21 protein-coding genes are annotated in these 24,832 nt (G+C 66.5%); 5 read left to right on the plus strand and 16 right to left on the minus strand.

Going from position 1 to position 24,832, the window contains the following annotated elements:
- Positions 1-147 precede the first annotated feature (147 nt).
- Genes ACILR9_RS29925 through ACILR9_RS29975 form a run of 11 tightly spaced genes read right to left on the minus strand, consistent with a single transcriptional unit; the run spans position 148 to position 14,458 of the window.
- On the minus strand, positions 148-876 hold the full coding sequence (locus tag ACILR9_RS29925) for an enoyl-CoA hydratase/isomerase family protein (protein ID WP_395713638.1): 729 nt from the start codon (positions 874-876) through the stop codon (positions 148-150).
- Between the two features lie 20 nt (positions 877-896).
- The gene (locus ACILR9_RS29930) at positions 897-2,465 is read right to left on the minus strand and encodes an ABC transporter substrate-binding protein (RefSeq protein WP_395713639.1); all 1,569 of its coding nucleotides are present in this window, start codon (positions 2,463-2,465) and stop codon (positions 897-899) included.
- Positions 2,466-2,476: 11 nt separating this feature from the next.
- The gene (locus ACILR9_RS29935) at positions 2,477-4,018 is read right to left on the minus strand and encodes a hydantoinase/oxoprolinase N-terminal domain-containing protein (protein ID WP_395713640.1); all 1,542 of its coding nucleotides are present in this window, start codon (positions 4,016-4,018) and stop codon (positions 2,477-2,479) included.
- On the minus strand, positions 4,015-5,097 hold the full coding sequence (locus ACILR9_RS29940) for a DUF917 domain-containing protein (protein WP_395713641.1): 1,083 nt from the start codon (positions 5,095-5,097) through the stop codon (positions 4,015-4,017). The genes ACILR9_RS29935 and ACILR9_RS29940 overlap by 4 nt, the downstream gene beginning before the upstream one ends.
- 3 nt (positions 5,098-5,100) lie before the next feature.
- Positions 5,101-5,778, minus strand: coding sequence for an FMN-binding negative transcriptional regulator (locus tag ACILR9_RS29945; RefSeq protein WP_395713642.1), 678 nt, complete (start codon positions 5,776-5,778; stop codon positions 5,101-5,103).
- 33 nt (positions 5,779-5,811) lie between these two features.
- Positions 5,812-7,476: a hydantoinase B/oxoprolinase family protein gene (locus tag ACILR9_RS29950; RefSeq protein WP_395713643.1), complete on the minus strand. Its 1,665-nt coding sequence runs from the start codon at positions 7,474-7,476 to the stop codon at positions 5,812-5,814.
- Positions 7,477-7,502: 26 nt separating this feature from the next.
- The gene (locus ACILR9_RS29955; protein WP_395713644.1) at positions 7,503-9,050 is read right to left on the minus strand and encodes an ABC transporter substrate-binding protein; all 1,548 of its coding nucleotides are present in this window, start codon (positions 9,048-9,050) and stop codon (positions 7,503-7,505) included.
- Positions 9,047-10,684 (minus strand): dipeptide ABC transporter ATP-binding protein, encoded by a 1,638-nt coding sequence (locus ACILR9_RS29960; RefSeq protein WP_395713645.1) that lies wholly within the window; start codon positions 10,682-10,684, stop codon positions 9,047-9,049. The genes ACILR9_RS29955 and ACILR9_RS29960 overlap by 4 nt, the downstream gene beginning before the upstream one ends.
- A 4-nt stretch (positions 10,685-10,688) precedes the next feature.
- A complete protein-coding gene (locus ACILR9_RS29965; protein ID WP_395713646.1) occupies positions 10,689-11,510 on the minus strand; it encodes an ABC transporter permease in 822 nt (273 codons plus the stop codon).
- Positions 11,507-12,451 carry an ABC transporter permease gene (locus ACILR9_RS29970; RefSeq protein WP_395713647.1) on the minus strand — a complete coding sequence of 315 codons (945 nt, stop codon included), beginning with the start codon at positions 12,449-12,451 and terminating at the stop codon, positions 11,507-11,509. The genes ACILR9_RS29965 and ACILR9_RS29970 overlap by 4 nt, the downstream gene beginning before the upstream one ends.
- Before the next feature lie 9 nt (positions 12,452-12,460).
- On the minus strand, positions 12,461-14,458 hold the full coding sequence (locus ACILR9_RS29975) for a hydantoinase/oxoprolinase family protein (protein ID WP_395713648.1): 1,998 nt from the start codon (positions 14,456-14,458) through the stop codon (positions 12,461-12,463).
- Positions 14,459-14,572: 114 nt separating this feature from the next.
- On the opposite strand from ACILR9_RS29975, the gene ACILR9_RS29980 reads away from it, so the two are divergent.
- Together ACILR9_RS29980 and ACILR9_RS29985 are read left to right on the plus strand one after the other, a co-directional pair.
- Positions 14,573-15,490, plus strand: a complete 918-nt coding sequence (locus tag ACILR9_RS29980; RefSeq protein WP_395713649.1) for a LysR family transcriptional regulator — start codon at positions 14,573-14,575, stop codon at positions 15,488-15,490.
- Between the two features lie 75 nt (positions 15,491-15,565).
- Complete coding sequence (locus tag ACILR9_RS29985; protein WP_395713650.1) at positions 15,566-16,864, plus strand: alpha/beta fold hydrolase; 1,299 nt, start codon at positions 15,566-15,568, stop codon at positions 16,862-16,864.
- On the opposite strand, the gene ACILR9_RS29990 is transcribed toward ACILR9_RS29985, so the two are convergent.
- Complete coding sequence (locus ACILR9_RS29990) at positions 16,861-17,661, minus strand: dienelactone hydrolase family protein (protein WP_395713651.1); 801 nt, start codon at positions 17,659-17,661, stop codon at positions 16,861-16,863. The two genes, ACILR9_RS29985 and ACILR9_RS29990, sit on opposite strands and share 4 nt — an antisense overlap.
- Before the next feature lie 305 nt (positions 17,662-17,966).
- Here ACILR9_RS29990 and ACILR9_RS29995 point away from each other — a divergent pair, with 305 nt between their 5' ends.
- Positions 17,967-18,419: a MaoC/PaaZ C-terminal domain-containing protein gene (locus ACILR9_RS29995; protein WP_395713652.1), complete on the plus strand. Its 453-nt coding sequence runs from the start codon at positions 17,967-17,969 to the stop codon at positions 18,417-18,419.
- A gap of 81 nt (positions 18,420-18,500) precedes the next feature.
- Here ACILR9_RS29995 and ACILR9_RS30000 read toward each other — a convergent pair whose 3' ends face one another.
- Complete coding sequence (locus tag ACILR9_RS30000) at positions 18,501-19,337, minus strand: IclR family transcriptional regulator (protein WP_395713653.1); 837 nt, start codon at positions 19,335-19,337, stop codon at positions 18,501-18,503.
- Between the two features lie 183 nt (positions 19,338-19,520).
- Here ACILR9_RS30000 and ACILR9_RS30005 point away from each other — a divergent pair, with 183 nt between their 5' ends.
- Both ACILR9_RS30005 and ACILR9_RS30010 read left to right on the plus strand, forming a co-directional pair.
- Positions 19,521-20,501 (plus strand): Bug family tripartite tricarboxylate transporter substrate binding protein, encoded by a 981-nt coding sequence (locus tag ACILR9_RS30005; RefSeq protein WP_395713654.1) that lies wholly within the window; start codon positions 19,521-19,523, stop codon positions 20,499-20,501.
- Between the two features lie 40 nt (positions 20,502-20,541).
- Entirely contained in the window at positions 20,542-21,006 is a 465-nt protein-coding gene (locus ACILR9_RS30010; RefSeq protein ID WP_395713673.1) for an SOS response-associated peptidase, read from the plus strand.
- Positions 21,007-21,104: 98 nt separating this feature from the next.
- On the opposite strand, the gene ACILR9_RS30015 is transcribed toward ACILR9_RS30010, so the two are convergent.
- The 3 genes from ACILR9_RS30015 to ACILR9_RS30025 are packed head-to-tail and all read right to left on the minus strand — an operon-like array spanning position 21,105 to position 24,813.
- Positions 21,105-21,212, minus strand: a complete 108-nt coding sequence (locus tag ACILR9_RS30015; RefSeq protein WP_395713655.1) for a CoA transferase — start codon at positions 21,210-21,212, stop codon at positions 21,105-21,107.
- 13 nt (positions 21,213-21,225) lie between these two features.
- Positions 21,226-23,733: a N,N-dimethylformamidase beta subunit family domain-containing protein gene (locus ACILR9_RS30020; RefSeq protein ID WP_395713656.1), complete on the minus strand. Its 2,508-nt coding sequence runs from the start codon at positions 23,731-23,733 to the stop codon at positions 21,226-21,228.
- Positions 23,734-23,769: 36 nt separating this feature from the next.
- Positions 23,770-24,813, minus strand: coding sequence for a hypothetical protein (locus ACILR9_RS30025; RefSeq protein WP_395713657.1), 1,044 nt, complete (start codon positions 24,811-24,813; stop codon positions 23,770-23,772).
- Positions 24,814-24,832: the final 19 nt, after the last annotated feature.

Raw genomic sequence — 24,832 nt, forward strand, 5'->3', positions numbered from 1 at the left:
GGAGGCGCGTCAAGTCGAAGCCCTCCGTGCCCGATCACGCTCCTTCTCATGGATTCCCGAACATACGTCGCTGGCGCAGGAGATTGCTGATCAAGTGGGGTCGCACACGTCGACGGCCGAAGAGATGACCGAAAGGCTGTCACTCGTTCAGCCCTGGGGCAGACGCGCCATCATGACCGAAATATCGCGCGCCATATCCATCGCCTGCTCGAACCCGAGCGACGCCGCGCGATGGAACGTACGCTTGGTCTGGCCGACGAACTCCGGGTTCCATTTGGCGACGATCTCCGCCATGCCGAGCGCGGCCTCCAGTTGCTTGCCGTCGGGCACCACGCGATTGACGAGGCCGAGCTCGTAAGCGCGCTGGGGCGTGATGTTCTCGCACAGCATCAGGAGCTCGAAGGCGATCTTGCGGCTCATCACGTGCACGGCATGCGCGGTCACGGTCGACGCCGTGAGCCCCGCCTTCAATTCCGGAAAGCCGAAGCGCGCGCTCTCGGCCGCCACCACGAGATCGCAGCCCAACGCCAGGCTGCAGCCTGCGCCCAGGGCGTAGCCGTGCACCGCCGCGATGATCGGCTTGTCGATCCGGGCGAGCAGCTTGAAGACACTGGTGCTTTCGTCGGCATGGCGCACCAGGTTCTTGCGGCTCTCGGTCGTCAGCACCCGCGGCGCCGAGGTGTCCATGCCCGGGCAGAAGGCGCGGCCGGCGCCAGCGATGATCAGCGCCGCGACCGACTCGTCGTGCTGCACGGCGAGCAGCGCATCGGTCAGGGCTTTCAGCAGGTCGGCATTCAGCGCATTGAGCTTGTTCGGCCGGTTCAAGGTCAGCAGCCGCACCGCGCCGCGCGTCTCGATCAGCAACACCTCTTCCATGGCCTGTCTCCCGTTAGTCGCTACTTCTTGCTCACGCCCCAGAATACGCCGATCTGAGGCAGCGGCGACGCAAAGCTCATGGTGTCGCGCGCCGCGCCGAGGCCGCGCCATTCGCCAAGAGGGATGTGGGTCACGACCTGCAGGGCATAGGCCTGCACCTGCTCCGCCGCAGCCTTCCGCTCCTCCGGCGTCGAGGCGTCGACGAACCTGTCGCGCAGCTCCTCGACATGCGTATCGCAGGGCCAACCCGAGCGGGCCTTCTCGCAAGTGGCGAGCAGGAACGGCGTCATGGTCGGATCGAGGATATCGAGCTGCGACCAGCTCGTGCCATAGGCACTCCACCCGCCTTCCGACGGCGGGCCCTTCTTGGTGCCGAGGCGGGCCACCATGCCCTGCCAGTCCATCGGCTGGACGTCGACCTTGAATCCCGCCTTCTCGAGATTCGCCTTGGCGACCGTACCCATGCTCTTCATCACGCCGAGATCGGTCGGTTGCGGGATGACGACCGGTGCGCCGTCGTAGCCGGCTTCCTTCAGGAGCTCCTTCGCCTTGGCGATGTTGCCTTCCATCATGCCGTCGGTCCCGACCGTCGAGGCCAGCGGCGAATCGCAGGTGAACATCGCCTTGCAGGTGCGGAAGTACTTGTCGTTGCCGATCGCCGATTCGAGGAAATCCCGCTGGTCCAGGGCGTAGGCGACGGCCTGGCGGACCTTCACGTTGTTGAAGGGTGGCTGCGTCCAGTTCAGCCGGAACGCAAACTGGTTCGACACCGTGCCCGGCAACAGCTTGATCCCCCTGGCCTTCTCGACCAGCGGCAGATGGTCGTGGCTGATGCCCTGGATCCAGTCGATCTCGCCGTTCAGCAGGGCGTTGATCTGCGTCTGCTGGTCGGGAATCCAGACCCATTCGACGCGATCGACCAGCACCTTCTTGCCGCCGGCCATGCCGGAGATCGGCTCGTCACGCGCCTTGTACTTGGGGTTCTTCACGAAGACGATCTTCTCGCCCGGTTTCCACTCGTCCCGCTTCAGGATGAACGGGCCCGAGCCGGTGGCATCGTCGATCTGCTTGAACGGATCGGTCTCGGCGACGCGCTTGGGCATCATGAACGGCACGACGACCGACGGCTTGCCGAGCGCCGCCAGCATCGGGCCGAACTTCTTCTTGAGCACGATCTGGAAGGTCTTAGGGTCGACGACCTTGTACTCGGCGAGATAGGCCGCGAGCTTCTGCCCCATCGAGTCGCGGGCCGACCAGCGCTTCAGGGAGGCAACGCAATCCTCCGCCATCACCGGCTGGCCGTCGTGCCATTCCAGCCCGTCGCGCAGGGTGAATGTCCAGGTCAGGCCGTCGTCGCTGGTCTTCCAGCTCTCGACCATCTGCGGCCGGATCTCGTACTTCGCGTCCATCGAGAACAGCGTGTCGTAAACCATATAGCCGTAGGCGCGCGTGACGTAGGCGCCGCTCCAGATCGGATCGATGATCTTCACATCCGAATCCATCACGGCCCTGACCGTCTGGGCCGGCGCGGCCGCGCCGAACGATGCGATCGCCGAGGCGACCGACAGGGCAGCAAGAAAACGACGCATCATTCCCCTCCTCACGATACGGCCGCGATATCGCCGACGACCCGCACGCGAACCCGCAGCGTGTCGCCCGGCAAATAAGAGAGCGGCAGGTCCTCGGTCTCGACGGTCTTCAAAGTCCTGGCATCGGCGCCCGAGGCGACGGCCTTGGCCCGCGCCTCCTCGGATGCCGTCTCCAGCGCCTTGTCACGCCCCATCCCGGTAAAGATGCGGTCGATCTCGCCGCTGACCTGCGCAATGCCCGCGCCGACGGCGTTGGCGATGGCATGATGCTCGACCCGCACCACTTCCGACGCGCCCTCGATCCTGTCGGGGATCAGGAAGCTGCCGCCGCCCACCGCCAGCAACGGCAGGTCGCCAGCCTCGGTCTTCATGCGGTCCATGCCTTCGGCGATCATGTCCTGCATCTTGCGCAGCGCCTGCGCGACCATCGTCCGGTCGAGATGCGCGACCTTGCCGCGATCGCCGATCTCCGCGATGCCGGCGGCGACCGCGATGTCGGTCGCCGTCAACTGCCTGCCACCGAACACCAGCGCTTCCCGGGGCAGCCGGTAGCCGACGCTGCCGGGTCCGACCTTCAGGGAGTCGGCCGCGATCTCGGTGCCGCCGCCCAGGCCGATCGACAGCAGGTCGGGCATGCGGAACAGCGTGCGCACGCCGCCGACCTCGACCGTGTTATTGGCCTCGCGCGGGAAGCCGGCCTTGAGGTAGCCGATGTCGGTGGTCGTGCCGCCCACATCGACGACGACGCCGTCCTCCAGCCCCGACAGGAAGGCGGCGCCGCGCATGCTGTTGGTCGGCCCGGAGGCGAAGCAATAAACCGGAAACGCCTCGACCACCTCGGCCCGCATGATCGTGCCGTCGTTCTGCGTCAGGTAGAGCGGCGCGCGGATGCCGCTGTCGCGCAAGGCATCGACGAACGCCTTGGTCGTCTTGACCGCGAGATCCTGCAGGCAGGCGTTGAGCAGGGTGACGTTCTCGCGTTCCAGCAGGCCGATCCTGCCCAGCGCGCTCGACAGAGTGATGCGGAGGTCCGGATTCTCACGCCGCAGGATTTCGGCGGCCTCCAGCTCACATTCGGCCGTCAGCGGCGAGAAGACGGCGGTGATGCCGACCGAGGTGATGCCGGCCTCGCCGATGCGAGCCGCCGCCTCACGCAGCGCGTCGCGATCCAGCGGCACCAGCGGGCGGCCATCGACCTCGTGGCCGCCGCGGACCATGTGGACCGCGCCCGACACCAGCCCGCGCAGGTCCCTGGGCCAGTCGATGAACGGCGTCAGCGAGGCGCCGGACGGCAGGCCGATCCGGACGGCCGCCACCGTGTTCAGGCCGCGCCGCTGGACGACGGCGTTCACGAAATGCGTGGTGCCGATCATCACGCCGTCGAGCGACGCGGCCGCCGCCGGATCGTCGGCGAACACCAGCTCGAGCGCCTTGCGCACACCGGTCATGACGTCCTCGGTGGTCGGCGTCTTGACGCCTTTGACCACCTTGCCGTCGACGATCAGGGCAGCGTCGGTGTTGGTGCCGCCGACATCGATACCGATACGCTTCATGTCGCAGCCTTGAGAACGGTCTTGTAGTCGAAGTCGTAGCCGAAGGCGCGCGGACCGGTCGCGGCCAATCCCTTCGGCGTGAGGAACAGCTCGGGCGTCGGCAGCACGATCACGGTGACGCGCTGGCCGTAGCGGATCATCTCGGTGCCGATCGCCTCGCCCGAGACGCTATCCATGACGCAGATGATGTCGGGCGTGGTGTCGACCACCTCGCCGTCGCGCCAGGCCGCGGCAAATTCGTTCTGGAACTCGAGATCCAGCACCGAGCCGCGGTCACCGTCGAGGCCTTCGATGCGCGCCTTGCCGCGCAGGAAACCTTCGGTCGTACGCCGCTGGATGTCCTGGATCTTGCCCTTGAACAGGATCACGCCCTTTTCGGCCTCGATCAGCGCCACCACGGGATCGTCGTGGCGGCGCCGCGCCTCGTGCACCGTCCGGCCGATGCGGATCGCCTTGCTGGTGCTGTAGAGGATGCCGTGCTGCTTGACCTCCAGCCCGGTGCGCGGCGCCTTGCAGGTGGCGGCGATCGAGCCCAGCTCGGTGACGACCTTGCGGGCAATGCGCTCCATCCAGGCCGCATCCTCGCCACGACTGACGATGATCTCGTTGTCGCGGATGTCGGAGACCACGAGCGGCGTGGTCGGCAAGCCGGCAATGGCGAAGCTCGTCATCTGGCCCATGGGGAAGGCCCGGCCCATCGCATCGGCATCGACCACCGGCACGCCCGTGACCGACGCGACGGCCAGCGGCTGCAGCGCATTGGTGCCGCCGATCTCGACCGACATGACGGCGCGGAACTTGCGGTTCAGATGCCGCTCCATCGCGAGCAGCGGTTTGGCAGCGAAGCGCGGATCGGACAGGCGCTCGCGGCCGACCAGCGGCGCCCCCATGCCCGAGACGATGGCGACGTAGTCGTCGTCCGCCAGCTCGGCGGGATCGAGCAGCGAGACCGACTTGCCCTGCTCGTACTGATTACAGAGGTTGAGATAGGAGAGGTAGGGATTGCCGCCGCCGCCGGCGCCCAGGATCCAGGCTCCGGTGGCGAGCGGCTCCAGCTCATCGCGCTCGATCTGCCGCATCGCTCAGCTCTTGGCGAGGTGGGACGTGATGTCGGCGCCGGGCTTGTCGCCGTCCTTCGAGCAGGTCGACAGCATCAGCTCGGCGATCTCGCGTGCATCGTCGGTCCCGCGCGTCAACAGGCCCGCCGCCGCGCCGCGCTTGTCGGCATCGCCGTAGTGCTGCGTCAGCTTGAACTTGGGGTCGAGCTTGGTGACCTCGAACTCGAAGCCAATGATGTGCGGCAGCAGGGCGGCGCGCCGGGCCGGGTTGTAATCTTCCAGCCGCCATTGCGTCGGCAGCTCCGACTCGTTGACCCGGATCAGGTCGTCGACGATGGCGCTGGTCTCGGCGTCGGTCGCCGCCAGCTTCATCCGGCCTTCGACATGGATGACCACATAGTTCCAGGTCGGCGCGGCCGGATTGCCCTTGGTGTACCACTGGGCCGACACGTAGGCGTTGGGACCGTTGAAGATGACCGTCGCCTCGGGATTGCGCGCCAGCGCCTTCGAATGCGGATTGGCCCTTGCGAAGTGGCCGCGCAGGCGCAGCAGCTTGTCGTCTGCGACATCGACCAGCAGCGGCAGGTGCGAGAACTGAAGCTCGTTGTTGTCGATCGAGACCACGGTGCCGAACCGCAGGCGCTGCATCATCTCGAGGGCGGCCGAGACCGGGTAGGCGAACCGGGGAGGGTTGAACAGCATCCGAAATCACCAATCTTGAAATGGAGAGAGAAGTCAGCGCGCCTGCGGATAATGACGGCGGGCAAAGTCAGCGGTGATGATCCCGTCGGCGAGGTCGGTCTCGATGCGGTCCGTCGCACGCTTGGCAGGATCGCCCCAGCCTGCGCCGCCGCCGACCGAGAGCTCCACCACGTCGCCTTTCTTCAGGGCGACGACGTCGGTGGTCGGCAGGTTCAGCACGTCCTTGCCACGCCATACCCGCAGCGAGCCCATCGCGCCGTCCCGGCCGCCCGCCTTGCCTTGCGGCGCGTGCTTGAAACGATCGGAATAGTAGCTCAGCACAACACCGTCCTCGAGCACCTCGATGGCGCGCGAGAAGCCCGTGCCGCCGCGCCATTCGCCGGCACCGCCGCTGTCGGGCACCAGCCGGTAATGCCGCATGCGGATATGCGGGTGGATCTGCTCGATCGATTCGATCGGCGTGTTGCGGCTCGAGCTCAGCACGCCCGCCAGCGCATGTGCGCCGTCGTAGCCCGGTGCGCCGCCATAGCCGCCGCCCAGCACGTCGCCATAGATGCGCATCGGCGCGTTCTCGCGCTTCTGCGTCAGGTAGAGGCCGGTGGTCGAGTTGAAGCCCTGTGCCGGCACGCGGTCGGGAATGGCCTGCGCCAGAGCGACGTGGATGGCGTCGAGCACGCGATACGAGGCCTCGATCCGGGCACGCACCGGCCTGCCCGGCATCGGATTGATCAGCGAGCCCTCGGGCATGAAGATCTCGATCGGCCGGTTGCAGCCGTCATTGGCCGGAATGGTCTTGTCGGCCAGCAGGCAGCGCACCGCGGAGATCGCCGAGGCGATCGACGAGGAGCGCGAGGAGTTGAACATGCTCGCGACCTGCGGCGCGGTGCCGGTGAAGTCGAGCCGGATCGATCCCCGGGACACCGTGACGGTCACCGCGACCTTGAGCGGCACGTCGCCACGCACGTCGCCATCGGTCCAGGCCTCGCCCTTCCAGGTGCCGTCGGGGATGGTGGCGATGGCCGCCCGCATGCGGCGCTCGGCATACTTCAGCGTCTCGGCCATCGCCTCCCGGATCATCGCCGCGCCGGCACGGCTCGCCAGCTCCTGCACGCGCTCGATGCCGGTCCGGTTGGCGGCGAGCTGGGCGTAGAAGTCGCCGCGGCCCAGCTCGGGTGTCCGTACATTGGCGAAGATCAGCCGGTCGACCGCGCCGCCCTTGAGGTCGCGCGCAACGTCGACCAGCAGCGGCGGGATGACGATGCCTTCCTGGATCAGCTCGCTGGCGTCGATGTTGATGCCCGCGCCGCCGCCGCCGACATCGAGATGGTGGGCGGTGTTGCCGGCCCAGCCCAGCAGGCTGCCCTCGACCATGATCGGCTGGAAGACGATGAAGTCGTTGAGGTGCTGGCCGCCCGCGTAGGGGTCGTTCAGCACGATGGCGCTGTTCTCGTCCACCGCGGAGAGATCGAGCTGCCGCGCCGAGGCGCGGAAGGCCTCGCTCAGGCCGCCATTGTGGATCGGGATCATCTCGGCCTGGGCCACGACATTGCCCTCGGCATCGAGGATGGCGCAGGCGCAATCGCGCGCCTCGCGCACGATGGTCGAGAAGGCCGAGCGCGTCAGGATCGCGCCCATCTCGTCTGTAATCGCCTGCAGCGCATTGGCCAGAATGGCCAGGCGGGTCGGGTCATGCTTCATATCTGTCTCCGCGAGTTGACGCGTGATTACTTGACGCTGACGTTCCAGAGACGGGGCAGCCGGCCCGGCCACGCCGCGTAGCCCTGGACGGCGTCGCGATAGGCCGAGGTGACCTCGCCGGTCGCCCAGACGATCATCGGCGCCTCCTTGACGTAGAGCTGCTGGAGCTTGGTGTAGAACGGCTGCTGCCGGTCGACCGGCGTCTGCAGCAGCTCGTCGGTCAGCTTGCGCGCCTCGGGATCGGTCCACAGCTTGGAAGCCTGCGTCTCCTTCGAGCCGGTGAAGCGATCGAACACCAACGCCGGCACGAAGGACGGGTTGTAGTTCCACGTCATCATGTCGTAGTTGCCGGTGTTATACTTCGAGAACTGGGTCGCGAAGTCGTTGACCTCGAGCGTGGCGTTGACGCCGATCGCCTGCAGGTAGCCCTGCACCATCACGCCGGTCTCGTACATCATCGGATAGTTCTTGTTGGTCGTGATGCGCACGGGCTCGCCCTTGTAGCCGGACTGCTTCAGCAGCGCCGCCGCCTTCTCCGGATTGTAGGCGAAGTCCCCTCCCCTGGTCGCCGGCGCATAGAACTGCGTCGAGGCCGGGATGATGCTCGAGCTCGCCGTCGCACGCGAATCGGTCAGCGCGGCGATCATGCCCTTGCGGTCGATGGCATAGTTGATCGCCTGCCGCAGGGTCGCGTTCTGCAGTGGGCCCTTCGCCGTCTGGAAGGCCAGGGTGTAGATCGACGGCGTGATGGCGCTGTCGACCTTGAGGCCGGGCGTGGATTCCAGCGCCTTGGCGTAGTTGAGCTCGATGCGCGGCCAGAGGTCGATGTTCCCGGCCAGCAGCGCGGCATTGGCCGCTGCCGGATCGGGGATGATGACAAAGACGATCTTGTCGACCAGGGCTTCCTTCCTGCCGGCGAAACCGTCGGTCTTCTCCGACCGTGGCTTGTAGCCGTCGAACTTGACCAGCGTGATGTCCTGGCCTGGCCGGATCGCCGTCACCTTGAACGGGCCGGTGCCGATCGGCATCGTCGGCCGCTGGCCGCCGGTCACCATCGACTCGGCCATGATGGCCGATTCCTGGCAGTCGGTGCGCGCCATCTGGGTCAGCAGCACCTTCGACGGCTGGGCCAGCTTGAACTCGACCTCGGTCGCCGACTTCGCCTCGACACCGACGATCTTCACCGTGCCGGCGCCGTCGAAGTAGCTACGGCAGACCCAGCTGTTCTTCGGATTGAGGTACCATTCCCAGGTCTTGACGACGGACTGCGCCGTGACCGCTGTCCCGTCATGGAAGGTCAGGCCGTCGCGCAGCTTGAAGGTGTAGGTGAGCCCGTCGGCCGATATGGTCGGCAGGTCGGCCGCGAGCATCGGCGCGACCGAGCCATCCTCGCGCCAGGTCACGAGCCCCTCGTAGATCTGGACCTGCGGCACCTGCGTGCCGGGGTCGGTCGCGCCGGCCGGGATCATCGAGCGCATGTCACCGACATTGGCGATGCGCAGGTCCTTGGCAGAGGCTATGCCCTGCCCCATCAGCAGACAGGCCAAGGACGCGGTCAGGGCTTTGCGGATCATGGATGGGCCTCCGAGAGGATGGTCTGAGGGCAGGGCGCATGCGGCGGCGCGTCGAGGAGCGGCGACGCTTCGAGCAGGCGCCTCGTGTAGTCGTGGCGGGGCGCGTGGAAGATCGACGCGGTCGGACCTTCCTCGACGATCCGGCCTTCGTGCATCACGACGATGCGGTCGGCGATCTGCTGCACCGCCGCCAAGTCGTGCGAGATGAACAGGCAGGCAAAGCCGCGCTCCGCCTGCAGCCGGCGGAAGAGCTCGAGCACCTGCTTCTGCACTGTCATGTCGAGGGACGCGATCGGCTCGTCGGCGACCAGCAGGTCCGGACCGCCGACGATCGCACGCGCCAGCGCGACCCGCTGGCGCTGGCCGCCGGAAAGCTGGTGCGGCAGGCGGTCGGCATGGCCCGGCAGGCCGACATCGGCCAATGCCGCTTCGATCTTGTTCTGGCGCTCGGCACGGTCAAGCGCATCGGCGTAGCGCAGCGCCTCGCCGACGAGCGCGCCGACCTTCATCCGCGGGTCGAGCGACGAGAAGGGATCCTGGAAGACGATCTGGCACGCCCGACGGAACGACCGGAGCTGTCGATCAGGCTGGCGCGTCACGTCGGCGCCGCGATAGGCGATGGTGCCGCGGTCGACATCGATCAGCCGAAGCAAAGCGCGGCCCAGGGTCGTCTTGCCGGAGCCGCTGCCGCCCACGACGGCGACCGTCTCGCCACGATGGATGGTCAGCGACACGCCCTGCAACACGCGTATCCGCTTGCGCCGTAGCAGCGACCGTCCCGCCGCGCGGAAGCTCAGCTCCAGGCCCTTGCCCACCAGCAAGGGCTCCCCGGTCGGCGCCGACCCGCCCTCTTCCCGCCGGCGCGGCAACGCATCGACCAGCGCGCGCGTGTAGGCGTGTTGCGGCCGCTGGATCACGGCGCTCGCCGAGCCGCCCTCGACGATCTCGCCGCGGTGCAGGACGATCGCGCTGTCGGCGCAATTCGCCACGAGTCCGAGATTGTGAGTGATCAGCAGCACCGAGGTGCCGACCTCGCGCGTCAGCTCGAGCATGGTCTCGATGACCTGCCGCTGGCTCAGCGTGTCGAGCGCCGTCGTCGGCTCATCCGCGATCAGCAGATCGGGCCGCAGCAGCATGACCGAGGCCAGCATGATGCGCTGGCGCATGCCGCCCGAGAACTGATGCGGGTACGCCGCCAGGCACTGCTCGGGGCGCGGAACATGGATGCGCTCCAGCATCTCGATGCAGCGCCGACGGATCTCGTCGGGCCGCAGCTTCAGATGCAGCTTCAAGCCCTCCGCCATCTGCAGGCCGATGCTGAGCGCCGGATTGAGCGACACCAGCGGCTCCTGGAACACCATGCCGATGCGGCCGCCCCGCAGCTTCCGCAGCTCCAGGTTCGGGAGGCCCGACAAGTCGCGGCCGTGATACCGGATGGCGCCGCCGAGCTGCCGGATGTGTTCCGGCAACAGCCGCAGGATCGACCGGCCGATCAACGTCTTGCCGCTGCCCGACTCGCCCACCAAGGCGAGCACCTGTCCGGGCTGCACGTCGAACGACACGCCGCGCACGAAGGCCTGCTTGTTGCCGATGCTCAGGTTGCGGATCGAGAGGCGGGGCGACGGATCGGTCATGGCATCACATCCGCGGATCCAGCCAGTCGCGCAGGCTGTCGCCCAGCAGGTTGACCGACAGAAGCGTCACCGCGATCAGCGCGCCGGGGATGATCGACAGCCACGGCGCCGAGGTCAGGAACGGACGCGCCGTCGCCAGCATGTTGCCCCAGGTCGCGGCCGGCGGCGGCACGCCGAGGCCGAGGAAGCTCAGCGCGCTCTCCATCAGGATCGCCCAGCCGAACAACGAGGTGGCAAGCACCGCGATGGGCACCATAGCATTTGGCACGACGTGGCGCGCCAGCGTGTAGAGCGGGCCGTTGCCCAGGGCGCGCGAAGCCTCGATGTACTCACGCTCCCGCAGCGAGAGCACCGTCGCGCGCACCACGCGCAGCACCTTGGGCGCATAGGCGATCGAGAGCGCCAGCACGGTCGCGTACTGGGTCGGTCCCGTGACCGCCACGAGGCCAAGGGCCAGCAGGATGCCTGGAAACGCCAGCAAGGCATCGTTCAGGATCATCACCGTGCGGTCGATCCAGCCGCGGAAGAAGCCGGTCAGGAAGCCGATTGCGCTGCCGACCGAGACGGCAACGACGACCGTGAGCAAGGCCACCGTCAGGCCTGTGACGGCGCCGACCATGGCGCGGCTCAGCACGTCGCGGCCGAACTCGTCGGTGCCCAGCAGGTTGCGGAGGCCGGGCGCCCGGAGGCGATGCAGCACGTCGAGCTTGTTGGGATCGAGCGGCGTCCAGAACAGGGCGACCAGCCCCATCGTCACGACGATGGCGCCGAGCACGCCTCCGGCCAGCAGGCGCGTGGACGAACGCAGGCCGACCGCGGCGCTCATTCGAGCACGATCCGGGGGTCGAAGATGGGATACAGCAGGTCGACGACCAGGTTCACCAGCACGTAGGCGATGGCGATGACCAGCAGGCAGCCCTGAATCACCGGATAGTCGCGGGCGTAGATCGCCTCGATGATCAGCCGGCCAAGGCCCGGCAGGGTGAACACCGTCTCGACCACGGCGATGCCGCCCAGCAAGGTGCCGACGACGATGCCGATCAGGGTCAGGGTCGGCGCGAAGGCATTGGGCAGGGCATGGCGGAACAGGACGGTGCGTTCCGATAGCCCTTTCGCCCGCGCGTGCGTGATGTATTCGAGTCGCAACACCTCGACCGCGCTGGAGCGCGCCATGCGCGTGAGGACGCCGACCTCGACGATCACGAGGGTCACGACCGGCAGCACCAGGTATTGCCAGGCGCGGCTCGGATCGTCGGAGAAGGAGACGTAGCCTACCACCGGCAGCCAGCCGAGCTTGATGCCGAACACCAGTAGGAGCAGCAGGCCGATCCAGAAGCTGGGCAGCGACAGGCCGAGGGTCGCCAGCGCCACCACGGTGACGTCGCCGGCCTTATCCTGCCGCCACGCGGCGTAGAGGCCGGCACAGACGGCGATCACCGTCGCGATGCAGACCGCAATCAGGATGATCGACGCCGACAGCAGCAGGCGATCCCACACCAGCGTAACCACCGGCTGGTTGAGGAAGATCGAGCGGCCGAGGTCGCCGTGCAGGACGTGCCCTGCCCAGATCACGAACTGCACCGGCAGCGGCCGGTCGAGGCCGAGCTCGGCCCGGAACGTGGCGAGCGCTTCGGGGTTGGCTCCCTCGCCCAGCATGATCTCCGCCGGGTCGCCGGGGATGCTGCGGATCAGCAGAAAGACGGCGATCGAGACCAGCAGGATGGTCGGTATCGCCGTCAAGATGCGCTTGAGGGCAAATCCGATCATGGCCGGCGCTCAGCCCGCCGTCTTCTCGAGGAGCAGGTCGCCGCTCGGCAGGCAGGTCGCCGTCCAGCCGGCGGGCACGAAGCTGGTCGAGGTCATCTCTTCCAGGATCGCCGGACCCGCGATCGCCTCGCCACGCTTGAGCGCGGCGCGCGCCATGAAGGTTGCCGTCTGCTCGCGCCCGTCCATGATGATGGTCTTCAGCTCGCGCGCGGCATCGCCGGCGGGGATCGGCGTGGAAAGCTTCGCCTGGTTGCGCTGGACGATGCGCGCCCGCAGGTTGACGGCCTGCGTCTTGAGGTTCGGACGCGCATAGCCGTAGCGCGCGAGATGCTCCTTCTGGAACTGCTCATCGAGCTCGCGCGCCGTCGCGGCCGCCAGGTCGCGCCACAGCGTGAGCTCGAAGCCCTGCCCGGCATAGCGGAGATCGACTCCGGCCTGGACCTCGTAGCTGCCGGGCTCGAGGTCGAGGCGCTTGGCCTCCTCGTCGCAGGCCGCCTTCAGCATCACCACCGCCACCGCATCGAGCGTCGTGTCCGACAGCAGCTCGATCCTGGCGACGACCAGGTCGACGATCAGATCAGCGACCAGCAGGCCGAAGGCGCTGGTGATGCCCGGTGCCCACGGCACGAGCACGCGCCGCATGCCGACCTCGTCCGCCACCATCGCGCCGTGCACCGGGCCACCGCCGCCATATGCGATCAGCGTGTAGTCGCGCGGATCGACGCCACGCGCCGTCGAGACCAGGCGCACCGCGGCCGCCATGTTGCTGTTGACCATGCGCAGGATCGCATCGGCCGCGTCCTGCAGGCTGCCCGGCAAGCCGAGGCCGGCGATCGCCTTCTCGGCCAGGTCGGTGCGCAGCTCCATGCGGCCGCCGAAGAAGCGCGCCGGACGCAGCAGGCCCGCGATGACCTGCGCATCGGTCACGGTCGGCAGCTCGCCGCCGCGGCCATAGCAGGCCGGGCCGGGCTGCGCGCCAGCACTGGCCGGACCGACATTGAGGAAGCCACCGGCATCGATCGAGGCGATGCTGCCGCCACCCGCGCCGACCGTCGCCATGTCCATGGTGGTGGTGCGGATCGGCAGCCCGTCGACGATAAGCTCGGGCACGATGCGGGCATTGAGGCCGGGCGCTATCGCCACGTCGGTGCTCGTGCCGCCCATGTCGATGGTCAGGATGTCGGCGATATCGTTGCGCTTTGCGAACCAGATAGCGGCACGGACGCCGGCGGCCGGTCCCGACAACAGCATCTTCACCGCATTGGCGCCTGCCGCGACAGACGGCATGATGCCGCCATTCGACTGCATCAGGCGCACGGCGCCGGCGTAACCCGCAGCCTCCAGCTTGCCCTTCAGCCGATCGACATAGCCTTTGACGACGGGGCCGACGAAGGCGTTGACGACCGTTGTCACCGTCCGCTCGTACTCGCGGAACTCGGGCGAGACCTCGTGACTCAGGAAGACGCCGACCTGGGGCGCGCGCTCGGCAATCAGGTCGCGCACGGCGCGCTCGTGGACTGGCGAGCGATAGCCATGCAGAAGGCACACCGCCAGCGACTGGACGCCCGCCGCGAGCAAGGCCTCGACCTCGCGCCACGCCTGCTCCTTGTCGAGCGGCACCAGCACGTTGCCCGCGGCATCGATGCGCTCGACGACCTCGCGCACGAGGCGGCGCGCGATCGGCGCGCGCGGCTTCTCGTAGAACGCGGTGTAGATGTTGCCGACCTTGTCGTGCGTGCCGATCTCGATGATGTCTCGGAATCCCTGGGTCGTGAGCAGACCCGTCGTGGCACCGCGGCGTGTCAGCAGGGCATTCGTGGCGACGGTCGAGCCGTGCGAGAAGTGCGTGATCTCGGCGAGCGGCACCTCGGCCGATTCGATGGCGTCGAGCACGGCCTTCTCGATCTGCGAGGGCGTCGAGGGCACCTTGCCAGTCCGCACCATGCCGTCCCGGTCCAGCCAGACCAGGTCCGTGAACGTCCCGCCGATCTCCACGCCAAGCTGCATCGCGACCCATCCCGAGAGCGGAGCGCCGGCCCCGAACGGCGCGTCTCAAGACCCTTACCGGGCAGGGTCTAATCTGTTAAATCGAAAATATCGTGCGATTAATCGATAATGCGGATGGATATTTCACAACGAGATCTGCAGGTTTTCCTCGCGCTGGCCGAGGAGAAAAGCTTCACGCGCGCCGCCGCCAAGTGCCATCTGTCGCAGTCGGCGTTCAGCTCGCGCATCCGCCTGCTCGAGACCGGGTTGGGCACGACCCTGTTCGACCGCACGACCCGCTCGGTCGAGCTGACCAACGATGGCCGCCTGTTCGAGATATCGGCGCAGCAGCTCTACAAGGAATTCTCCGAGATCCTCGAGAACTTCCAGGACCACGCCGCCCGCCGCAAGGGCAGTGTCAAGATCGCCACCCTGCCCTCGCTCTGCTCGTCGTGGCTGCCCACGGTGCTGGCCAACTTCCGCGCGAGCTATCCCGGCATCGAGTTCATGGTCATCGACGACCTGTCGGAGATCTGCCTCGAGCTGCTGCGGTCGGGCCAGGTCGACCTCGCCATCAACTCCATGATGAGCACGGTGGACGATCTGCAGGCGACGCCGATCGGAACCGACCAGTTCCATCTGGTCTGCCCGACCGGCCATCCGCTGCTGAAGGCCCGGCACATCAGCGCCGAGGAGTTGGTCAAGCACCCCTTCATCCTGCAGTCACGGCGCAGCAGCGTCCGACAGCACATCGAGTTCGCCGTGCGCCCGCTGACGCTGCGGACCAGCATGGAAGTCCACTACATGGCGACGATCGCGGGCATGGTCGGCGCCGGCCTCGGCCTGTCGATCGTGCCGGGGCTCTCGCTCGGGCAATTCAAGCGGCCCGGACTCGCATCACGCCTGCTCAAGCTGCCGCACCTGGCGCGGCCGATCCACCTGTTGAAGCGCCGCGGCTACAGCCTTTCCGCCGCCGCCTCGGCGCTGTTCGATCATATCGCGCACGAGAAGAGCAGCCTCGTCACGCTCGCCCGGCAGTTCGAGAGGGACTAGCGGCCGGCTTGTCAGCCGTCCCGTTGCGCCGGTACTTTATACAATCGAATAAAGTTCACATGTAGGAACCAGCCCATGAAGATGCAGACCATTGATGTCGCCGGAACGGGAACCCGCTGCATCGTCGCGGGCGAGCCGGGTGCGCCGGCGGTATTCCTCCTGCATGGGCTGGCGCTGACCGGCGACGTGTGGCTGCGCAACATCGATGCCCTGGCGAAGACCCATCGGGTTGTCGCACCGGACATGCTGGGTCATGGCTTTACCAAGCCGGCGAGCGACGGCCCTGCCGACATCCCGGCCAAGGTGCGCCACCTTCGCGACCTCGCCGACGTGCTGGGGATCGACAAGCTCTCGCTCTGCGGCAGCTCCTACGGCGCGCTGATCGCCTCGCTGTTCTTCTTCGAGAACAAGCAGCGGGTCGAGAAGCTGGTGATCAACGGCAGCGGCTCTTGCTTCAACACCGAGGAGCAGCTCGTCTCGCAGGTGGCGAAGCTCTACGACCTGTATGCGCCGACCCTGACCCAGTCGACGCCGCAGATGTGGCACGACCGCATCGGCAACAACTTCTTCGACAAGTCGAAGGTGCCGGTCGAGCTGCTGCCGATCGCGGCGCTCGTCTATGCCCAGCCCTGGGCCGCGCCACGCTGGGCCGAGACGATGGCGACCATGGGCAGCGCCGAGCAATTCCGGCCCTTCCGCATCCTCGAGCGCCTCGATCAGATTACGCCGCCGACGCTGGTTGTCTGGGGCCGCGACGACAAGGGCGGCTCGCTCGAAAGCGCCTCCGTCGCGATCAAGCGCATGCCGAACGCCAAGCTCGTGACCTTCGACGAGTGCGGTCACTACCCGATGATCGAGCACCCGGAGAAGTACAACAAGCTGGTCGGCGAGTTCCTGGGCTTAGTCTACGTCGACCACCTGACCGGCAGCGGCGCGCGCATCCTCTCCCACGCCTGCCGCATGAGCATCGAGGGCATCATCTCGAAGCGAGCCGACTCGCCCTACAGGTCCGGCCGGTCGACCGCCTGGGTGAAAACCAAGTGCGAGCGCAGCGACACCTTCGTGGTCGTGGGCTTCGAGGTGGACAAGGACCGGCCGCGGCACCTGGCCGGCCTGCACTTGGCCTGGCGGCATGCCGGGAAGCTCTCTTATGCCGGCTCCGTCGAGCTCGGCATTGACGATGCCACGGCGCTCGAACTACGCAAGGCTCTCGACCCGCTGGCCCGCACCCGATCGCCGCTGCCGGCGCCGGTCAAGGGCGTGAAGCCCACGTGGGTGCAGCCCGAGCTGCTGGTCGAGGTCGCCTTCCCCAATGCCAGCGAGGAAGGCCGGCTGCGGCATCCAAAGTTCAAGGGAACACGCAAAGATCCTTAGTCCACCAGCTTGCTATCGAGAAACGAGCGCACCTGCTGTGCGGCGTCCCGAGTCGCGGCTTCGTTGTATTCCAGCCGATGTCCTTCGACGGTCACACCTCCCATGATGATCCCTAGGTCGGCGATATCGAAACCATGACGCGCGCCGGGATAGATGATCAGTTTCACGTCGGGACGGATGCCCGGTGTGCGCTCCAGTCCGATCACACTCTTGCCCGCCACCATATCGATGCAGGCGGCAGCCGTCGTCCAGCTATCGAGTTCTCCAACCAAAACGAGGGTCGGCACGCTCATCAAACCCGAGAAGCCGTCGCACTGCGGATAGAAAGCAATGCCCGCGCGAAACCTGTCCCGGTACAGCCGCGCAATCGAGGATCCCTGCTCTAGATCGGCCAAGGTCGACATGCCACCCATAGAGAAGCCCATCAGGGCGACGGCATTGGCGCGCACCTGGGACAGCCCGGTGAGGTAGCGCAGGGCTTCGAAAGCATCGCCTGCCTGCTCGTTGGCCACGTTGCCCGCGCCTCGGCGGCCGCGCGGGCTGAAGCTGTCGACCGAGAGCGCGACATAACCCCAACGGCTCAACCGATCGGCCCACGAAAGCATGCTGGCATGAAAACCGCCGCTGCCGTGCAGCAGCACCACGGCCGGGAACGGTCCGCTCCCCATCGGTCGAGCGAGATAGCCGATTAGCGTTGCATTGCCCGATTTGAAGTGCACGAATTCGCCGGCCTCGACGCGAGGCGCAATAGCGAACGTCACCAGAAAGACGAGGAGCAGAGAGCGTATGTTCGCCATGCGCGCGAGCGTACCAGATGGGAGCTTGGTGCGCAGGTCGCCATACGATCGCCCCTGCCCGCGACGGCCTGCCCTACTTGTCTTCCATTCCCGGCCATGCGACGTCGCCCCATCGCCTCACATTGCCGGACGAACCGGGAGCATTGCGGAGGAATCAACGTTGCCCCAACCACCCGATGCCGATCCTCCGGCCGGCGACGAACTGGGCGCGAGTTGATGATCGCGAAGACGCCGGCGCAGTCGCGCGCCGCTGCCCCCAATGCTACGGTCCCGCGTCGATCCAACCAGCACTACGAGTGCGTCGCATGGGGATGATCTATATTGAGGATCTGAGAGTTGGCGATAGCTGGGAGTCCAGTGAACACCTCGTCGATGGCGCCGAGATGCTGGCCTACAACAAGCAGAACGACCCGTGGCCTATGCACGTGGATCCGGATGCCGCAGCCAAAACACCGTTCGGCGGGGTGATCGCGAGCGGCGGCTACACAATCTCACTTATGTATCGCTTAGGTCACGAAATTTACAATCGAGCAGACCGCCAATGGGCGTTTCTCGGAGGGTTCGACTGGCATCTAAAGTTCGTTGAGCCGGTGCGCGCCGGAGATAGGCTACGCGAACGGATTACAATCCTGGAGACGCGCCTATCGAGCAAGCCGGGACGTGGCATCAGCAAGATTCGGATGGAACTTCTGAGCGATCGCGACCGAGTTGTGCTGTCGGTTGAAAGCACGGGACTAATGGCAACGCGTCCCATATAGCTCGCTCGCCTCACCCGCACATTGTAGGCTTGCTGGTCCTACCAACCTGCGGCAAGCCGCGGCATCCGGACCACCAAGAAGCTAGCTGCACGCTGACCGGGAGACCGCCGCTTTGCGGAGCTTCAATTCAATCGCCCCGGCATGCATGCGAAGCTGGGCTACAATCTCCTCGGTGCGCTTTGGCGACAGCCGGCGCGATAGTGGGGTGATGGTCAAGGCTCCTTGAGGCATTCCACCGGAAGATCGGATCATCACTGATACGGCGCTCGCCCCTAGAGTAAGGGCTCGCGCGCGCGCCGCAAAGCCTTTCGCTCGGGCTATTGCCACCTCCTTAAAGACTGCGTCCGTCGATACGCCATACCGAGAAAATCGCGATTGGTTCTTGGCCAGCACGCCGCACACCGCGTCGGTCTGCATGCCTGATAGAATTGCAATTCCGGCATTGGTGACACCGAGGGGGCGGCGATCGCCGACATCCCACGCAAGTACCTGAATGGGATAAGTCCCTAGTTGCCTTGCCACGCAGACAGTATCAAGTCCCGCACGACGTGTGAGAAAGCCGGTGTCGCCGATTTCACCAACGGCAACCCTAAGATGGGGGCTAACAATATCAATCAGTGGATCGCGTGTCCGGCGCGATAGTGCCAGCAGCGGTATCTGCTCTCCAACGACATACCTGCGAGTGCCTTGTCGCTGTTCTACGATGCCCTCCGCAACCAGCACGCTCAGTATGCGATGCACCGTCGGACGCGTAAGCTCCGCGTGCTTCGAAATCTCGGTGAGCCCCAAGCCGGCCTCACGGGCCGTGGCCAGAAGGCGCAACAACGCCACTGCTCTCTGAATGCTCTGCGTTCCGCCCGGCAGATCACCGGATACGATGTCGGCTCCATTCAAGCCGAGATGGCCACGAGCTACCATGAGACGGCCTCGATCTGTCGAACGTCTCCCAGCGAATGCTGTACTACGGTGACATGCCTCCTCGACGATGTCCATGATGTGGAAGCAATCGGTGGTTTTCCATTGCATCGAAAAGAGGTTCACGGTGGATTGGGCAACAGGACGATCGGCTGACCTGACCCGACCGACGTGAAGGGGTTCGAAATGAAACTTCCCCGCCGAAGGCAATTCTTGCATTTGGCCTCAGCCGCTGCCGCGCTGCCATTTGCGGCGCCCTTCGCGAAGGCGCAAGTCTATCCATCGCGGCCAGTACACCTAGTCGTCGGGTTTCCTCCGGGCGGTCCGACCGATATCGCCGCACGCCCGTTGGGCCAGTGGCTGTCAGAGCGGCTCGGTCAGCAATTTGTCATCGAGAACCGGCCTGGTGCCGGAAGCAACATCGGCACCGAGGCGGTCGTCCGCGCGCCCCCGGACGGCCATACACTCTTACTGGCCTATTCGGCGAACGCGATTAACGCGACGCTCTATCACAATCTCAGCTTCGACTTCATTCGCGACGTCGCGCCGGTCGCGAGCATCAGCCGCGAGACCACCGTCATGGTAGTGACGCCCTCGTTTCCGGCCGGGACGGTTCCCGAGTTCGTCGCCTTCGCCAAGGCCAATCCGAGCAAGATCAATTTCGCTTCGGGCGGCCACGGCACGCCGCCGCACATTATCGGCGAGCTGTTCAAGATGATGGCGACCGTGAGCTTGACCCATGTCCCTTACCGCGGTGGCGCTCCCGCGGTGAACGACCTGCTCGGCGGGCAGGTGCAGGTGATGTTCGCCTCGCCGAGCATTTCGCTGCAGCATGTCAGGGCCGGCCGGCTACGCGCTTTGGCTGTCACCACTGCAACGCGTTCGCAGGCGCTTCCCGACGTGCCGACCGTCGCGGAGTTCTTGTCGGGCTTCGAGGCAAGCGTGTGGCTCGGCATCGGCGCACCCAGGAACACGCCGGCAGCAATCATCGACAAGCTCAACAAGGAGATCAATGCAGGTCTCGCCGACCCCGGGATAAGGGCACGTTTTGCCGACCTAGGCAGCACGGTGCTTCCGGGATCGCCCAGCGACTTCGGCAAACTCATCGCCGAAGAAACCGAGAAGTGGTCCAAGGTGATCCGAGCAGCGAACCTCAAAGCCGAGTAAAGCCCGTGCGGGTGCATCGGAAGCTCCGCGCCCCGACCAGATCAACGCGCGCGACGACAGGATCCAGACGGCGGCGGCCTATCGGGACTCGTTCAAGAAGCGGCGCTGCCTGGTGCCGGCGACAGGCTGGTACGAGTGGCAGAAGATCGATGCCAAGACCAAGCAGCCCTTCCACTTTCAGCCGGCCGCCAAGCCATTCGCGCTCGCGGGCATCTATGACACCTGGAAGGGGCGAGACGGGCTGCCCGACGTCACGAGCTACTCGGTCGTCACCACTTCGCCGGCACCGAGCAAAGCCGCCTACCACGGAAGGCGCATCCAGTCCTCGAACTGGCCCTCCTCGAGCACGAGGGGCATACGATCGCCTGAGACGGCAGCCGAGATGATGAAACCGCACGCCGGCGCGATCGACGTTTGGCCGGTGAGCAAGGACGTCGACAACGTGCGCAACAACCGTCCGGAGCTGATGGAACGCACCGCTTCGGCGAGAGGGCCACATAGCTAGAGATCGCGCTGGAAGTCGTTGAGCCCTCCAGGCAGGCGATAGACAGGTTCCTGCATCTTCTCCGCCATGATATCAACCGCGTTCTGCCCGTGAACTGATTAGCCCAAGTCGGCCAGCAGCTGGGCGCAGAAGGGACCGGCGATGAAGGCCCCCATCTCGACGATCTTGATGCCGGTCAGGGGACCATTCGCGGAAACGCTGGACATACGCTGATGCTCGTCAGAACGGTGTCGGATCGGTGAAGCGGCGAATCACGTTCTCGGTGAGGCGCGAGACGTTGTTGTCGTAGCCGTTGTGCGCCAGCGCGCCGGCCCAGGCGATCGAGCTGGTCGAGAAGACCGCACCGCCCTTGGGCGTCTCGTAGAAGATCATGTCGCAGCGGACCAGCGGACAGGTCTCGCCGGTGATCGCCGAATGGGTGTGCGTCAGCTCCTCCTTCATCCAGTGATAGGAGGCGGTGAAGTCCGTCGCCTCGGCGACGACCAGCGCATGCGGCGGCGTGCCGAGCCGCGCATCGGCGCGATCGATCTCCCAGCCCGCCGCGCCGCCGCCGATCAGGCCGAACGCACCGATGCGCTCGTCCTTGCCGATGCCCGCGAAGGCAAAGGCCGCGCGCGGGTCGAAGCTCGCCGGCGTGCGCTCGTAGTGGGTCGAAAGGTCGAAGCCCTGCGCCGTCATGCCGACGCCGGCGACCGATTGCGGCGCACGGCCCATCCGGCGCCACATGCCGCCCAGCTCGCCAGTGAAGCTGTGATAGTACTCGCCGCCTTCCGCCGCCCAGCTCCGGATACCGTCCTCGGCGCGCCGCATCTCGATCACGCCAGGCAACTCGGGATGATACGAGGTACGCCAGTAGAAGCCGTTGCCGCCGAGATAGATGAAGCGGCCTCCATTGCTCTGGAACGACGCGAAAGCATCGAGCATGCGCTTCGACGGATATTCGGGATGGGTGCCGGTCATGACGCAGCGATAGCTGCTTAGCAGCGCCTCGCCCTCGGCTTCCAGGTCGTCCTCGGTGATGACGTCGTAGGCGATGCCCCGCGCCTCCAGCCAGTCGGTGATGTGGGTGTCGGCCGGGAACTGCCATAGCCGCTCGCGGGGCCGCATGTTGAGCACGGGCCGCAGCCGTGAGGCGTAGCAGACGCCGCTGCCGTCACCATGGTGGTCGTACATCGAGCAGCCGTATTCGGGGTGCTCGTGCAGGAAGAGCGTCGTGGCATCGACGGTCGTGAAGACGCCACGGACATTCTCGCCCTCGCACCATTCGAGATGATGGTGCGTGTTGCCGTAGGCCCAGTAGCTGGCGGTCGGCAGGATCAGAGCCAGCGGCGCCCGCACCGTGCCGCGCGGCGGCCGCACGACGAAGGGGACGTAATCCTCATCGGTGCCGCAGGTCAGGTGGGCGCAGTACAGGCCGCTCGCGAGGTCAGCCGGCACCTCGAACGTGAAATCGGTGTCCCAACCACAGTCGTAGAGATCGTCGTCGTGGAAGTGGATGGCGCCGTAATGCTCGGGCCTGTGCTGCCAGTTGTACTCGGTGGCGTCCCAGTTGTGGCCCTTCATCGCCCGCGTCGGCAGGTTGACCGTGCGGCCGTGTCGCGCGGCAGGCGATGTATCGACGATCCGCGTGCTCGACATCTCGCGGCTGAAATCCCAGGCGGCAACCAGAGCCGCACCGAAGCCCGGTACTGTCGCCGCCGTGAGCACTGCGCCGCGCTCCACCGCTGACAGCGCTCGCGCAGCCACGACGGGTCCGTCGATCTTGCCGTTATAGAGACCGTCGACCACGCTGCCGCTGCCGAAGCCGGCGGCGATGCGGAAGCCCTCGCCTGCCGAGGGCGCCTCGGCCTGCATCATAGCCTCCGCCGTCGTATCGCCCGGCACGGCATAGGCAACCAGCGGCCGTTGGCCAACCCACGCTTCGCGGCTCGTGGCGTCGAAGCTGGCCGCGACCAGATACCAGTGACGTTCCAGCACGGCCGGCCCGACGGCAACGGTCTTCACGCCGATCTGCAGTGACAGCCGGCCCTCGCCATCGAGGAAGAGCATATAGCCGCGACCGCCCATCACCACCTGACGGCCCCTCTTCGGCAGGGTCGGCCAGATGTGCGCCAGCAGCGTGAAGCTCTTGAGCGCGAACGGCTTGCCGTCGTCGATCTCGACATAGGAGCCGCAGGCGACGGCCTGCCGGCGTCCGGGGTACTCGCGATTGACCGGCGTCTCGACCGGCGTCGTCTTCATGCCGATGCCGGCCTCGTCGCCGCAGCGCAGCCGCTCGATCGACACGCGGTAGGACGCCTCGGCGCTGACCTTGAAGGCGATCGGCTTGCCGGCTTCGACGCTGAAGAGATCGGCATAACCCAGAACGGCGCGGCGGCTGAGATCGGTCGCCATCCGCCCCTGCGTCGGCAGCGGCGCGTCGCCGTCGAGCTGCAGCGGCTGTCCGGTGTGGCGCTGCCAGCGGGCGCGGAAGATCGCCCATTGCGCCTCGACGGGCGTGGCGAAGCCCGGCCCCTCGAAGACCTCGATCGGGCTGCCCTTGCGGCCGGTGCTGCGCGCCAGTTGCCAGCGGCCACCGCGCTGCGGCTGAACCGCGACGAGCCGATCGTCGATCGGATCCCAGCGCAGGATCTTCAGGACCTTCTGCAGCTCCGTGCCGTGCGGGCCGAACGGCTGGTCACGGAACTGCCGGGCGAGGTCCAGCCGAGAAGCATCGATCTTGTGCATCTGCACGCAACTCCCATCGGGCTGCCGCCAAAGCCCTCAATCGAGCCGGCGCTCCATGGCGGCATGCAATCGCATCAGCGGCTCGGGGCCGGTGAAGATGCCGCCATCGACGATCTGCCTGTCGCCGATCCACAGCGACTGGTCCAGCACGATACCGTCGGGATGGTTCTCGCCACCACCCGGCTCCCACCAGGGCAGCCCCATGCCGATCGCATTGCTGCCCGGCACGCGGATGTCCTCGATGAACTGCCGGCCGGTCCAGGCTGCGGCCGGGTGGAAGCCGAAGGTGAAGTGGATAAAGTTGCCGTAGCCGTTGGTGCCGCTGGCGCGGCGCAGGGCCCGCTCGAAGCTGAGCCTGTCCTCGGCCCCGCCGCCGCTGAAGCCGCGGATGCCGCCCGCCGCCTCGATCACGATCGGCTGGCGCAGCGGCCGGTAATACTCGTCGAACAGCGCCTGGATGACGAGCCGCCCCTCGACGCTGTCCATGATCGGATAGAAGCTCTGCGTGCCGGGCACGGTGTGCATGCCGGGCTCGTTGCAGACGCGTTGGCGCACCAGCTTGATCTTGTCGAGCGTTAGCCGCACGTCGGTGCCGCGCGGACAGGTAAAGCGCACCGTCTGGCCGGCGGCCTGACCGAAATACTCCGCCAGCGCGATGTTGAAATCGAGCATCGCCGCGAAGTCGACGCAACCGTACAGGCGCTCGAGGCTCTCGGCCGACGACGTCGACAGGAGGCAGTATCGGGTCCGTTTGGCCGCCATCGCCGCCGAATGCGCACCCGAGCCGGCGTGATAGGGGAAGCAGAAATCGAACCAGACGTCGGACGCCGCCATCGCCGCCTTGAGCGCATCACCGACATAGGGATCGGACAGGCCGCCCTGATACGGCAAGGTCGGCGCGATGGCGATCAACGGCCGGGCGCCGGCACGGCTGACGCTCGCCGCCACGGCGTCGAGCAACGCGGTCTCGGTGCGGTCGTCGCCCGTGATCAGCACGCTCTCGCCTGGTGCGACCGCGAAGCTTTGCTTCACCAGCGTGTCGGCCGCACGGTGCAGCCGCGGCGAGGTCATCGACGACATGGTTTGTCCTCCCGATCGT

It is taken from the genome of Reyranella sp., from assembly GCF_044224635.1.
In the GTDB taxonomy this organism is placed as follows: Bacteria; Pseudomonadota; Alphaproteobacteria; order Reyranellales; family Reyranellaceae; genus Reyranella.

What these genes read in the sequence shown, in the direction of transcription:
- ACILR9_RS29970 (WP_395713647.1), bottom strand. Translation starts at nt 12,451, where the DNA reads ATGATCGGATTTGCCCTCAAGCGCATCTTGACGGCGATACCGACCATC.
- ACILR9_RS29940 (WP_395713641.1), bottom strand. Translation starts at nt 5,097, where the DNA reads ATGCGGCAGATCGAGCGCGATGAGCTGGAGCCGCTCGCCACCGGAGCC.
- ACILR9_RS29990 (WP_395713651.1), bottom strand. Translation starts at nt 17,661, where the DNA reads ATGGCGAACATACGCTCTCTGCTCCTCGTCTTTCTGGTGACGTTCGCT.
- ACILR9_RS30025 (WP_395713657.1), bottom strand. Translation starts at nt 24,813, where the DNA reads ATGTCGTCGATGACCTCGCCGCGGCTGCACCGTGCGGCCGACACGCTG.
- ACILR9_RS29955 (WP_395713644.1), bottom strand. Translation starts at nt 9,050, where the DNA reads ATGATCCGCAAAGCCCTGACCGCGTCCTTGGCCTGTCTGCTGATGGGG.
- ACILR9_RS30000 (WP_395713653.1), bottom strand. Translation starts at nt 19,337, where the DNA reads ATGGTAGCTCGTGGCCATCTCGGCTTGAATGGAGCCGACATCGTATCC.
- ACILR9_RS29950 (WP_395713643.1), bottom strand. Translation starts at nt 7,476, where the DNA reads ATGAAGCATGACCCGACCCGCCTGGCCATTCTGGCCAATGCGCTGCAG.
- ACILR9_RS29945 (WP_395713642.1), bottom strand. Translation starts at nt 5,778, where the DNA reads ATGCTGTTCAACCCTCCCCGGTTCGCCTACCCGGTCTCGGCCGCCCTC.
- ACILR9_RS29980 (WP_395713649.1), top strand. Translation starts at nt 14,573, where the DNA reads ATGGATATTTCACAACGAGATCTGCAGGTTTTCCTCGCGCTGGCCGAG.
- ACILR9_RS29995 (WP_395713652.1), top strand. Translation starts at nt 17,967, where the DNA reads ATGGGGATGATCTATATTGAGGATCTGAGAGTTGGCGATAGCTGGGAG.
- ACILR9_RS29930 (WP_395713639.1), bottom strand. Translation starts at nt 2,465, where the DNA reads ATGCGTCGTTTTCTTGCTGCCCTGTCGGTCGCCTCGGCGATCGCATCG.
- ACILR9_RS29985 (WP_395713650.1), top strand. Translation starts at nt 15,566, where the DNA reads ATGAAGATGCAGACCATTGATGTCGCCGGAACGGGAACCCGCTGCATC.
- ACILR9_RS29935 (WP_395713640.1), bottom strand. Translation starts at nt 4,018, where the DNA reads ATGAAGCGTATCGGTATCGATGTCGGCGGCACCAACACCGACGCTGCC.
- ACILR9_RS30005 (WP_395713654.1), top strand. Translation starts at nt 19,521, where the DNA reads ATGAAACTTCCCCGCCGAAGGCAATTCTTGCATTTGGCCTCAGCCGCT.
- ACILR9_RS30020 (WP_395713656.1), bottom strand. Translation starts at nt 23,733, where the DNA reads ATGCACAAGATCGATGCTTCTCGGCTGGACCTCGCCCGGCAGTTCCGT.
- ACILR9_RS29975 (WP_395713648.1), bottom strand. Translation starts at nt 14,458, where the DNA reads ATGCAGCTTGGCGTGGAGATCGGCGGGACGTTCACGGACCTGGTCTGG.
- ACILR9_RS30015 (WP_395713655.1), bottom strand. Translation starts at nt 21,212, where the DNA reads ATGTCCAGCGTTTCCGCGAATGGTCCCCTGACCGGCATCAAGATCGTC.
- ACILR9_RS29960 (WP_395713645.1), bottom strand. Translation starts at nt 10,684, where the DNA reads ATGACCGATCCGTCGCCCCGCCTCTCGATCCGCAACCTGAGCATCGGC.
- ACILR9_RS29965 (WP_395713646.1), bottom strand. Translation starts at nt 11,510, where the DNA reads ATGAGCGCCGCGGTCGGCCTGCGTTCGTCCACGCGCCTGCTGGCCGGA.
- ACILR9_RS29925 (WP_395713638.1), bottom strand. Translation starts at nt 876, where the DNA reads ATGGAAGAGGTGTTGCTGATCGAGACGCGCGGCGCGGTGCGGCTGCTG.